The sequence below is a fragment of the Solidesulfovibrio sp. C21 genome (assembly GCF_047785625.1).
Lineage (GTDB): Bacteria > Desulfobacterota > Desulfovibrionia > Desulfovibrionales > Desulfovibrionaceae > Solidesulfovibrio.
In genome coordinates this window covers 1-11,747 of record NZ_JBLODY010000097.1, presented here as the reverse complement: position 1 = coordinate 11,747, position 11,747 = coordinate 1, and the positions used below count along the sequence as shown (strand labels likewise).

Below are 11,747 nucleotides of genomic sequence, written 5' to 3'. Positions count from 1 at the left end.
GGTGTGGGGAGGGAGGCCCCTTTTTTCAAAAAGGGGCCTCCCTCCCCACAAAACCACCATGCTCGAACATCTCTCCATCGTCCTTTTCCGGCCCAAGTTTTCCGAAAACGTCGGCGCGGCGGCCAGGGCCTGCGCCAACATGGGCGTTTCGCGTTTGCTGCTCGTCGATCCGCCGGCGTTTGACATCGAACGGGCGCGCCCCATGGCCACGAGCAAGGGCGGTCAGTTGCTGGAGAAGCTGGAATTTTATCCGACCCTGGACGCGGCCGTGGCCGGGGCGGAGTTGGTTTTCGGCACCACGGCGCGGCTTGGCGGCTGGCGCACCGGGGTCATCAGCCCCGAGCAGGCGGCGGTTTCGGCCTGTCCCACGCTGGCGGCCGGCGGCAATGTGGCCGTGGTTTTCGGCCCCGAGGACGCGGGGCTCAGTAACCACGAAACCCGGCTGTGCGGCCGGTTGGTCAACATCCCCACCTCGGACGCGGCCACCTCGCTCAATCTGGCCCAGGCCGTGCTCGTCATGTGCTATGAAATGTTCAAGGCCGCAACAGGGCATGTTGGCGAACCGGCCGGCCCGACGCCGGCGCGCACGGTCACCCATGCCGAGCGGGAAGCGCTTTTCGCGGCGCTTCGCCGGACGCTCCTGTCCATCGACTTCATCAAGCCCGACAATCCGGAATACTGGATGCTGCCGGTGCGGCGCTTCATCGACCGCGTGGGCCTCAAACGCCAGGAATACAGCCTGCTGATGGGCGTGTGCCGCCAGATCAAGTGGGCGCTGGGATCGGGCGGCAAAAAAGATCGAGCGGACTAGGGGCTCTCACCCCCCCCCACGCGGCCGGGGGAAACCACGTATCTTTCCAACACGCATCCCCCTTTCGCGCCGCCCGCTTAAAACGCCGGCCATGGACAGGGCTGCGCCAAGCCCGTATCAAACGTGCCATGCCGCCCCGCCGCGCCCCCCTCTTCCTGATCGTCCTGCTGCTGGCCCTGCTCGCCGGTCCTGCGGCGCTTCACGCCGAGGACAGCAACGAATGGAGCATGGTCATGGACACCCTGCGCAAGCAGGATAAGATGGTCCATGACCGCCTCGACGCCTTCAAGGCGCGTCATGCCAGGGAAGTGCTCGACCGGGACAGGCAGGTGGATGCGCTGGTCCATGAACGGGCCAAGCTGGCCTTGTGGCAGGCCACGGCTTCGGACCCGTGGGAAATCCGCGACCTGCTGGCCGGATTTGCCCGGCTCCGGTTCGCGGTGGAGCGCCTGAGCCAACGGCCGGAGCAGACCTGGACCAGTCTGGAGCAGAACGTGGCCATGCTCGACACCTACCGGGACCGGCTGCTGGAAATCACCCGGCAGCAAATCCCCGAGCAGTATCGGCAAGCGCTCCTGCCCTCGCGCAATTCCATCGCCGCCCTCACCGCCGAACTCTCGGCCCTGCGCGATTCCATAGGAGCGGAAACCGGCCCCCTGCGCGAGCTGGCCGCCCAGATCAAGGCCGCCGAGGAATCCCTCCAGGCCGCCCTGACGCCCGCCTGGAAAGCCTATTACATGGAAGTGTTCCCCACGCCCCTGTCCCCCTTCTTCCTGACCTATCTTCACCAGGACTTGGAGGACTGGGACCTTGGGCTCGGGCTCTGCCGGGAACTGCTGCACACCCGCCACAACCAGCTTGCGCTCCTGCGCGGCGCCATGACCGGCGGCGCCTTCGCCCTGGCCGTGTTCGCCCTGGCCCTGCTTGGCGAGTGGCTGGCCGCGCGGCGCGGTTTTCCCCGACCTTCGCGGGCGACCCTGCGCAAAGCCGGGGTCTGCCTGGCGGTGGGGGTGTTTTTCATCGTCATGTCCCGGGGGGCGCCGTTTTTCCTTTTCACGGGACTCTCCTCGGTTGGCGAAATCATGATGGCCGCCGCCCTGGTCTATCTGTCGCGGCTGCGGGTGACGGAAACGCCCGGCGTGGCGTTGCCGCCGGTACTGTGGCCCACCTGGCGCATTTTTTCCCTGGGCCTGCTGCTCGAGGCGACCCGCGTCCCTGAACCGATCATGGCCCCCATTTTCAGCGCATTCCTTTGCCTGTCGGCCTGGACCTTCCACGTCCGCCACAACCGCACCCCGGCGGGACAACGCCTGGAGCGCGGCCTGACACAGGCCCTGACCTACCTGCTGCCGGCGCTGGCGCTGGTCGCCCTGGTCGGCCTGCCCCAGACCGCCGTGCTGATGGCCTCGTCGCTTTTCTACATCGCCCTGGCCCTGCGCTTCGCCTCCCATACCACGCACTTCTTCAGCCGCCACGAACCCCAGCATCATCCGGGGATGGGGACCGCGCTGCTCGGCGTGGCGGCCGAGGCCGGTTTTCCCTTTTTCTTCCTGCTCTATCTGTTCTTGTTTTTGTGGCTGCTGTCGACCCAATACGGCGGCGAGGATATTTTCCTGGAGCTGCTTACCACCGAAACCCAGGTCGAGTCCGTGGGCATCAGCCTTAAAAAGCTGGCAAGCCTCATCGCCGGCTACTACGCCGTGCGGGCGCTTATTTCCCTGTCCGCCTCCTATATCGCCAACGCGACCAGCCGCAGACGCAGTGCGGAACGCGTGGCCAAGGCCTCGCTTCTGACCATCAACACCTATGTTTGGTGGGGCCTTTACGCCATTTTCATCATGACGGTGCTCGGGCTGTCCCTGACCAGCATCGCGGTGGTGGCCGGCGGCCTGTCGGTCGGCATCGGCTTCGGTTTGCAGACCATGGTCAACAATTTTATCAGCGGCCTGCTCCTGCTGTTCGGCCGCTCCGTCCAGGCCGGGGACATCATCCAGTTCGGGGAGGCCTGGGGCGTGGTCAAGGAGGTCAACATCCGCAACACCGAGGTGCTGACCTTCGAAAACGCCACGGTATTCGTACCCAATTCCGAGCTTATTTCCGGCAAAATCGTCAACTGGAGCCACCGGGACCCGAGCGTGCGCCGGGACATCTGCGTGGGCGTGGCCTACGGCTCGGACACCGCGCTCGTGCGGGAAAAACTCCTGGCCGCCGCCGAAACCTGCCCGGCCGTGCTCGGCAACCCGCCGCCCCAGGTGTTGCACTGGGATTTCGGGGCCAGCACCCTGGATTTCCGCCTGCGGGTGTGGCTGGCCGACGTGTCCGGCGCGGTCGGGGCCACCTGCGCCATCCGCGAGGCCATTGACCGGCTTTTCCGGGAAGCCGGCATCGAGATCGCCTTTCCCCAGTCCGACCTGCACCTGCGCTCGGCGCCGGTGCTGGAGGATTACCTGAAAAACCGACAGGAAGAGGACCGGCGGCGGATGTTTGATCTCGCCGACCGGGTCTCGGCCCTGGAACGCAAGACCGGCGGGCAGGACGCCCGCCCCGCCGGGAAAAGAGAGGATACGCCCCATGAGTGATGCCGCGCCGCGTGAGCCGGCCAAGGTCTATTTCGCCGATCTGCGGGCCCGCGCCGCCAACAAGAACCGCACGGCCAAGATCAAAAAACTGTTCGAGGCGGCGGGATTCGACAACATCATCGCCAGGGGCGACCTGACCGCCATCAAGGCCCATTTCGGGGAACGCGGCTGCGACACCCACATAAGCCCCACCCACGCCCGGACCGTGGTCGAACGGATCAAGGCCTGCGGCGGACGGCCCTTCGTCACCGACACCAACACCCTCTACTCCGGCTCGCGCCACAATTCCGTGGACCACATCGCCACGGCCGTGGAACACGGCTTCGACTACGCGGTGCTCGGCGCGCCGGTCATCATCGCCGACGGCCTGGACAGCACCAACATCGTGGAGGTGGGAATCCCGGGCAAGCACTTTAACAAGGTGAAGATCGCCGGCGACATCGCCCGGGCCGACGCCCTGATCGTGCTCTCCCATTTCAAGGGCCACGAGCTGGCCGGCTTCGGCGGCGCGGTCAAGAACCTGGGCATGGGCTGCGCCGCGCGCGCCGGCAAGCAGGACCAGCACTGCGTGCGTTTCGCCGTGGACCCGAAAAAATGCATCGGCTGCGGCCAGTGCGTTGCGGTCTGCCCGGCCGGGGCGGCCACCATGCACGACAAGAAAGCGGTCATCGAAAAGGCGATCTGCATCGGCTGCGGCGAATGCCTGACCGTGTGCCCGAAAAAGGCCATGCGCATCGACTGGCACACCGAGATCGTGCCCTTCATGGAGCGGCTGGTGGAATACGCCTACGGCGCGGTGGCCGGAAAACACGGCAAGGCGGGCTTTTTCAACTTTCTGACCAACATCACCCCGGACTGCGACTGCGTGCCCTGGTCCGACGCGCCCATCGTGCCGGACATCGGCTTTCTGGCGTCCAGCGACCCGGTGGCCCTGGACAAGGCCTGCCTGGACCTCGTCAACGGGCAGGCGGCCTGCCCGGACTGCCAGCTCGAGCACGGCCTCGGCGCCGGCGAGGACAAATTCGCGGCGCTTTGGAAGTGGACGCGCGGCGACGTGACCTTCACCCACGGCGCGGCCATGGGACTCGGCACCCCGGAATACGAACTGATCAAGGTCGTCTGACGCATCGCCGCCTCGAAGCGACAAGGCCCGCCGCGTTCGCGCAACGGGCTTTTTTTACGGCTTCCGGTGCATGGTGATGGATCGGATGCAGCCTTCGGTGGCCGAGGCCGCCTTGCGCTGCATGTCTTCCGGCATGACGCCGTGGTGCAGGATGTAGTCCACGGTCCGGGAATTCAGCAGCGCGCCGGTCTGCTGCATGGCGCATTTGCAGATGGCCACGGTCTGGGCCCTGGTGTAGCCCTTTTGGGCGAAGGCGGCCTCCTGTTGCAGGCACTGGGCCGTCAGTTTTTGGGTCAGGGCCTCGCGCATCTCCGGGGTGACCCGCCGGCCCGCCGCCTGGGCGACCGTCGGGACCACAACCAGCAAGAAAAGTATCACCATCGATTTCATAGGATTCCCTCTCCGCAAAAGGCCGAAAGGACCTTTTCCCGTTCGTCCAAGGCCCCACACTTCCCTTTGAAAGTTTTTGAAGGGGGTCCAGGGGGAAACTTTTTCCAAAAAGTTTCCCCCTGGCCGCCGGAGGCATCTTCCCAACGTCTCCCTCTCCCCTATTCCTTCACCATATTCGGGTGGTGGACCTCGCCGCCTTCCATCTCCACGGTGTGGCAGACGTCGCAGCGTTTGCCCGAGCCGATCACGCCGGGCGCGCCCATGTACTGCATGCCGGGAATGTTGTTGCTGTCGATGCCGTAGTCGTTGACCGCGACAAAGGTGGCGTGGGGGCTGCCGTGACAGGCCGCGCAGGGTACGTTGCCGGTGTATTCCCTGCGGTTGCGGAAAAGCTGCGTGGCGTTGGCCGTCCAGGTGTTAAACGCCGTGGCGTGCTTGCCGGGCAGCATGAAGTCCTTGTGGCAGGTCAGGCAGTCCGGCTCCTGAATCCAGGCGGCCCGGGGCTTCACATCGCTTACGGCGGCCACGCTTCGCGGCGAAAGCGGCTTCATGAGCCAGTCCGCCGCCTTCTTGCCGACCATGCGTTCGTGGCGCAGCAGGGACAGGGCGTGGTCCTCCATGTAGCCGTGGCAGTTGACGCAGGTCACGCCGGCCGCGCTGTGATTGTCGCGCTGGGCCTGGGTCACGCCGTCCGGGGCCGTGGGATGGCAGTTGGAACAGGCTTTGGCGTCGCCGCCGGCAAGGTAGGAGGCGTGGAAGCCATGAATGGCGGCGGAAAGCGACAGCAGCGCCTTGCCGCCCTGGACCGAAACGCCGGCATTGGGCCCGGCGTCGGGGTGGCAGCTCTGGCAGGCCACCGGATCGCCGGCGGCGGCCCGGGCGGACAGATCCGTGCCGTTTCGCCGGTCGTGCACGGCCAGGATGCCTTTGGCGGTCTCCCTGGACACGCCGGTGACGCCGTCCACGCCGAAGCTCCCGCCGTGGCAGGTATAGCAGCGCATTTCCGTGGAGGCCGGAGCCACGGCCTTGGTCGTGGCCAGCACCTCGCCGGTCCTGGCGTCCCTGGCCGTCAGGGTGAAGACCGGATAGGGATTCACGCCGCCCTTTTCGGGATAGGGCGTGACCGGGATACCGGCGGCGGAAAAGAGCTTGTCCCCGGCCGCCATCTCCCCATCGGGCGTCAGGCCTGTCAGCGACACGTCGGGCGGAAGCTTCCTGCCGACAAGCGATTCGGAATACCTCCAGAAATCCGACTTGGCCGAGGGGTGCTTGAAACCATCGGGCGCGGCGTAGGCCACGGTCACGTCCTTGGTCACCACCTCGGGCATGACGTCGCGTTTTATAAGCACCGCCTCGAGCGTGTTGCCCGGCACGGCCAGCAAAAACGAGCCGTCGCAGCCGGCCGTGGCCACCACGCCCAGACTACTCACGCCGATCAGGAGATACGGCGAGGATGCGGCGTCAAAGGCCGGGAGGTCGACCGTTATCGGTTCGATGGACATGGGCTTTGGCTGCGGCGGCTTTTTCCCGTTGATGCCTTCGGCAATGTAGGCGGCCAGGGCGTCGCGCTCGTCCTTGTCGCCGAGAAAGGGCGGCATCTGGGTGAAGAGCTTGCCCTGCCCGGTCAGGTAGGCGGCCATGCCGGCCGCGCCGATCTTGCCGGTATATTTACGAATATCCTTGAACGGCCCGCCCACGGAATGGCAGGCCAGGCACTGCAGGTCGTAGAGTTCCTTGCCGGCGGCCAAGCGGTTTTCCGCGGTCACTTGCTTGATCTTGGCCCATTTGGCCCGGGGCAGAAACGGCGCGTCATAGGGCGCGACGCTCGAGGGCCGGATGTCCGTGGACCAGAGCTGGCCGTAGATGAGCCAGGGCTTTCGGGCCGCCTCGCGGATGGTCTCGAAGGTCCCGACCAGACCCAGGCCCAAAAGAAGCAGCGCCACGGCGAACACGCGCCGCAGCTTAAGCGGCAGCCGCGTCACCAAGGCCAGCGCCCCGGCGGCCAGGGCCACCAGCAGCACGGGATAGGCCGCCCGGTAGGAGGCGATCTCCAGGGAGCGATGCAGCACGAAGGCGCGCACCGCGTCCGGCAACACGCCCACGTACCACCAGCCGGAAAGGAGCAGCACCGGCGCGGCCGCGACCACCCAGCGGCAGGCCATGCGCAGCATGATCTCCCGGGCCTCTTCGTCGCGGATGCCAAGGGCCGTGGCGAAGCCGAACAGCCCGGCCAGAAGCAAGGCCAACGCCGAGCGCAGCACCAGGGACGGCCAGAAGGTGGGATTGAAAAAGCCGTCCCAGAAATCAAGCGTCACCGGCCACTGGCCCGGGGTGAGCATGAAGCCGATGATGCCGTTGATGGCGAAAAGCGACAGGAAGGCGAAAAGGAAATAGAAAAAGCCCACCCGCATGTGGGTCTTGGCGTCGAGCCGGTCGAAGCCGTAATAATAGACGAGCAGGGCTCCGATCTCGCCGGCGAAAAACGCCCATTCCGTGGCCCAGCCCCAGGCGAAGGTGCGCACCAGCACGAGTGTGGCCTGGGGGGCCAGGGTGGTGATCGTCAGCCAGATGCCGACGCCGGAAAGTCCGCCGAAGACCATGGTGAGAAGCAGGAAAAACCGGGTGTGACGGTGGAGATATTCCAGCAGGGGCGCGGAGCCGAGCCGGCGCGCCCTGGCCTCGGTCAGGACCAGGAACAGTCCGCCGCCCACGGCGAAATGGGCCACGAACACGTGGAGCACGGCGATGACGATGATCCAGAATCCGCCGCCGAAAGCGGCCAGTTGCCAGACGGGATAGTCCATGGCTTATCCCCTCCCCGCCTGGCGGCGATAGGCGGCCACCATCCAGACGATGACGCCGCCGGAAAAGACGACGCTGGCCAGGAACATGAAAAACGGGCCCCACTGGGCGAGAGTCGGCAGCGTGGCCGGGCTGAACCCGGGGGCCAGATAGGCCTGCCGGACAAGCTCGCGCACGCAGGCCATGGCCAGCACCGTGGTCGCGGTCAGCCAGACGGCCGCCACGACCTTTTCCTTGAGCCCGGCCCAAAGCGAGGCCGCGCCCAGGGCGATGCCGCAAAGCAGCGTGAAGGTGGCCAGTCCGCTTGCGCCGAGAAAGCGCAGCATCACCGCCTGGGGCAGGGCCAGCAGAAACCAGATGCCCACCGCGAACTGGACCATGGTCCCCCGGGTGAACCACGTAAGCCCGGTGCGCAGCCGCCAGGACGCGGCCCCGTCCCCCCGGCCAGCCGCCTTGCGGCTGACAAGCGCCAGGAAAAGCCCGGCCACGGCCAGGGAGGCGGTGACGAAATGGAGCCAGCGCGGGATAAACGTCGGGTCGGTCAAATTGACGATGGTGCCCCCGGGATGGTCGAAATAGGCCTTCCAGACGTCCGGACGCTGGGACAGGGTGGACACGTTGACCAAAATGAGGCTTGCCGCCAGCAGCAGACAGGCGGCCGGGACGACGACCGCGTTTGCGCCCTTGCCCTCCAGCCGGGGCTGGGCCCGGTAGAGGAGCGCATAGGCGACCATGACCACCATGAAAAGCGACAGCCAGACCGAGGCCGAAAGCACGGCGGCGGTATAGAGGAAATGGCCGTAGAGCACGGTGGCGAATAAAAGCGGCGGGATGCCGAGGTTGACGGTGATGGCCACGGCGGTCGGCAGGCTTTTGCCCAGGGCCACGGCCGCGCCCCGATCCGGCCCCGGCGCGAAGAAAAGCAGCAGCGTGCCGCCAAGCGCCACGTTCATGACCAGCAGATGGGCCGCGAAGGTGACAAGCAGCAGGATTTCGAAAATTCCCCAAGGTGACGGCAAGGCCAGACCGGGAGGGGCGGCGAGAGACGGATGCATGGCGGCAAGGCTCCTTGCCCGCGCACGACCTCAAACGCGGCGGTCGCTTACGGGATCGGCGATTTTGCGGAACCTTACGTGATCCCGCCGCGTCCCACAATAATCGCGCCCGCAAAAAACGCCCCGCCGCCGCCCCGGGCCCGGCCCTCGACGTCCGGGCCAAGCCATGCTAGGCCGGCGCAAAAAAGGGGAGTGCCTCCCCTGGTTTTTCCCTTTTCCCGCCCGGCCTTTGCCCTTGGACGGTCCAAGGCCATTTCCCCAACCGGGCGGGTTTTTCTTCTCTGGAGGTGGACGCTTGGACAAACGGGAAAACCTGGCCTTGCAGGTGACCAAGGAAATCGTGGTCAAGTTCGTGGAAACCGGCCGCATTTCGCCCGGCAATTTCACCGAGCATTTCGGCCCGATATACGAGGAAGTGCTGCGGGTGATCAGCCGGTCCGAGGGGACCGGGACCGCAGAAGGCGGACGCGACGATGGCTGATCTGCCAACGCCCGGCGACGCGCGGCGCGTGGCCGGCATGTTCGGCCGCGTGGCCGGCTCCTACGACCTGCTCAACCACCTGCTCTCGGCCGGCTGCGATATCGCCTGGAGACGGGCCATGGTGCGGGCGCTGGCCGCCCCGGGCCTGCCGGCCGGACCGGTCCTGGATCTGGCCGCCGGCACCCTCGACGTCTCCATCATGCTGGCCGGGCAGTGCGACCGGCAGGTCATGGCCGTGGACCCCTGCCTGCCCATGCTCGTGCGGGGGAAGACCAAGATTCCGCCGCACCTTGGCCGCCGCATCCATCCGGTGCTCGGCGACGGGCTGGCCCTGCCGCTGCCGGACGCCTCCGTGGCCGGGGCGACCATCGCCTTCGGCATCCGCAACATCCGTCCCCGGGGGGACGCCTTCCGGGAACTGGCCCGGGTGCTGCGGCCCGGCGGCCGGCTCATGGTGCTGGAATTCGGCACGGGCAAACGCCGACTCTGGGGCGGCTGCTACAATTTCTATCTGCGCCGGGTGCTGCCGAAAATCGGCAAATTGATCTCCGGCGACGACGAGGCCTACCTGTACCTCGCCGAAACGATCCGCGAATTCCCGGACGAGGCGGCGCTGGCCGAACAGATGCACCAGGCGGGATTCGCCGAGGTTTCCTATCGGGCCATGACCGGCGGCATCGTGTTCGTGCACGCTGGGGTCAAGGCGGCCGCCGACTGATCGCCCGCCCGGACCGCCGATTCCCGGACGCTACGGCATCTCCCGGCACCCCGGGATTTCTTCTTGTCAGCCCATCTGTTTAGCTGCTAAACACCACCTATGCGAAACGAAGAAGAGGTCATGCCCCTTTTCCTGTTGCTTGGCGCGGTGCTGACCAAGTTCGCCTCCATCGAGCGCACGCCCGTGGATTTCGGCATCGGGCCAACGCTTTTCCCGGCCGAGGTGCACATGCTCTCCACCATCGAAATGCTCGGCGACCCGACCACGGTGACGGCCGTGGCTGCCGCCTGCGGCGTCACCAAAGGCGCGGTGTCGCAGACGCTCAAACGCCTCGAAGCCAAAAGCCTCATCCAGCGCGACGGCCCGGGCGGGCGCGGCGGCGTGGACCTGACGCCGCTTGGCCGACAGGCCTGCCAGGCCCACATGACCTTTCACCGCGAGCACGACCGGGACTTTCTGAGCTATCTGCGGGAGCTGCCGAACGAAGATTTCGCCACCTGTCTGGAGTTTTGCCGCCACTTGAAGGTGTGGATGGAGCGCTATCCGAAATAATTTTTTTTCGGCCCGGTGTTTAGAAACTAAACCTTATCCGACAGGAGACCGCCATGACGCCCACGCAACCCCAAAATGCCTTCGCCCCTATCGAGGATGTTTTTTACGGCGCGGTTGCGGCCCGGATGCTCATCACCGCGCTGGAGATCGACCTTTTCTCCGCCCTGGAGGCGGGGCCGCTGCCGCTGGCCGAGCTGGCCGCCCGCACGGGAACCCTGCCCCATCGGCTGGAACCGCTGCTCGACGGGCTCACGGCGCAGGGCATCCTCACCCGGGAAGACGTCGGCTATGCCGCCACGCCGGCCGCTTCGGAGTATCTGGTGCCGGGCAAGCCGCTGTACCAGGGACCGGCCATGATGCTCTTGTCCCATTTCACCGACTCGCTCCAGGGGAACCTCGCGGAGAGGCTGCGCCACGAGGACGACGCGCGACAGGGCTCGGACAAGGGCTGGGGGATGGAGACCATCATGGAAGGCACCCTGGGGCATGCCCTGACCGGGGCGCTTTTCCGGGTGACGCGCTTTGCGGCCGAATTACCGGGATTCGCCGCCATGCGCACGCTGTGCGATGTGGGCGGCAACCATGGCGCCTACACCATGGCCCTGCTGGATGAAAATTCCGATCTGACCGGAACGATTCTCGACCTGCCCCACGTCGTCCCCTTCACCAAAGCGCGTTGTCGGGAACGCGGATATGGGGAGCGCATCCGGGCCGGGGCGTTCGACCTGCGGACCGACGACCTGCCGCAGGAAGGCTTCGACCTGATCGTGACCTCGCATGTCCTTTACGGCGTGGCCGACGACCTCGAAGCGGTCACCCGCCGGCTGGCGGCCGGGCTCAGGCCCGGAGGCTGGCTCATAAGCCACCATTTCGCACCCGGCGAGCGGGACGCCGGCATCGAGGCCGCCCACGAGTTCATGACCCGGCTGGCCGGCTACCCCACCCACTTCCTGTCCCGACAAAGCCTGGAAACGGCCATGCGCGCCGCCGGCCTGGATGGCTTCCGGGCCGATGCGCCCACCCCGCCCCTCGGCGGCGGCTTGATCCTGGCCGGACGGAAAAGAGGATAAGACCAGGGAGAAACTTTTTGAAAAAAGTTTCCCCCTGGACCCCCTTCAAAAACTTTCAACGGGGTATCGTTGCAGGCAGAAAAACGATCGGGACAAGATCATCGAAGTTCTTCCGCCACCAACCCCGTAAAGAGTTTTTGGGGAGGGTGGGGGTCCGGGGGAGGGG

The 11,747-nt window shown here is 66.1% G+C and carries 10 protein-coding genes; 7 read left to right on the top strand and 3 right to left on the bottom strand.

Annotated elements, in window-relative coordinates:
- The first annotated feature begins 58 nt into the window (after positions 1 to 58).
- The 3 genes from ACMZ6R_RS18600 (at position 59) to ACMZ6R_RS18590 (ending at position 4,513) form a co-directional block, all read left to right on the top strand.
- Entirely contained in the window at positions 59 to 811 is a 753-nt protein-coding gene (locus tag ACMZ6R_RS18600) for an RNA methyltransferase (protein ID WP_416114287.1), read from the top strand.
- A gap of 128 nt (positions 812 to 939) precedes the next feature.
- Positions 940 to 3,390 carry a mechanosensitive ion channel family protein gene (locus ACMZ6R_RS18595; RefSeq protein ID WP_416114285.1) on the top strand — a complete coding sequence of 817 codons (2,451 nt, stop codon included), beginning with the start codon at positions 940 to 942 and terminating at the stop codon, positions 3,388 to 3,390.
- Positions 3,383 to 4,513, top strand: coding sequence for a DUF362 domain-containing protein (locus ACMZ6R_RS18590; RefSeq protein ID WP_416114283.1), 1,131 nt, complete (start codon positions 3,383 to 3,385; stop codon positions 4,511 to 4,513). Before ACMZ6R_RS18595 ends, ACMZ6R_RS18590 begins: the two co-directional genes overlap by 8 nt.
- A 54-nt stretch (positions 4,514 to 4,567) precedes the next feature.
- Here ACMZ6R_RS18590 and ACMZ6R_RS18585 read toward each other — a convergent pair whose 3' ends face one another.
- From ACMZ6R_RS18585 to ACMZ6R_RS18575, 3 genes are all read right to left on the bottom strand, one after another.
- Complete coding sequence (locus ACMZ6R_RS18585) at positions 4,568 to 4,903, bottom strand: hypothetical protein (RefSeq protein ID WP_416114281.1); 336 nt, start codon at positions 4,901 to 4,903, stop codon at positions 4,568 to 4,570.
- A gap of 158 nt (positions 4,904 to 5,061) precedes the next feature.
- Positions 5,062 to 7,707: a cytochrome ubiquinol oxidase subunit I gene (locus ACMZ6R_RS18580; RefSeq protein WP_416114279.1), complete on the bottom strand. Its 2,646-nt coding sequence runs from the start codon at positions 7,705 to 7,707 to the stop codon at positions 5,062 to 5,064.
- A gap of 3 nt (positions 7,708 to 7,710) precedes the next feature.
- Positions 7,711 to 8,760, bottom strand: coding sequence for a hypothetical protein (locus tag ACMZ6R_RS18575; protein ID WP_416114277.1), 1,050 nt, complete (start codon positions 8,758 to 8,760; stop codon positions 7,711 to 7,713).
- Positions 8,761 to 9,055: 295 nt separating this feature from the next.
- Between ACMZ6R_RS18575 and ACMZ6R_RS18570 the strand changes: the two genes are divergently transcribed.
- The 4 genes from ACMZ6R_RS18570 (at position 9,056) to ACMZ6R_RS18555 (ending at position 11,581) form a co-directional block, all read left to right on the top strand.
- On the top strand, positions 9,056 to 9,241 hold the full coding sequence (locus ACMZ6R_RS18570) for a hypothetical protein (RefSeq protein WP_416114275.1): 186 nt from the start codon (positions 9,056 to 9,058) through the stop codon (positions 9,239 to 9,241).
- Entirely contained in the window at positions 9,234 to 9,959 is a 726-nt protein-coding gene (locus tag ACMZ6R_RS18565) for a ubiquinone/menaquinone biosynthesis methyltransferase (RefSeq protein ID WP_416114273.1), read from the top strand. The genes ACMZ6R_RS18570 and ACMZ6R_RS18565 overlap by 8 nt, the downstream gene beginning before the upstream one ends.
- 120 nt (positions 9,960 to 10,079) lie before the next feature.
- Positions 10,080 to 10,511 (top strand): MarR family winged helix-turn-helix transcriptional regulator, encoded by a 432-nt coding sequence (locus tag ACMZ6R_RS18560; RefSeq protein WP_416114271.1) that lies wholly within the window; start codon positions 10,080 to 10,082, stop codon positions 10,509 to 10,511.
- A 53-nt stretch (positions 10,512 to 10,564) separates the two neighbouring features.
- Complete coding sequence (locus ACMZ6R_RS18555; RefSeq protein WP_416114269.1) at positions 10,565 to 11,581, top strand: methyltransferase family protein; 1,017 nt, start codon at positions 10,565 to 10,567, stop codon at positions 11,579 to 11,581.
- Positions 11,582 to 11,747 lie beyond the last annotated feature (166 nt).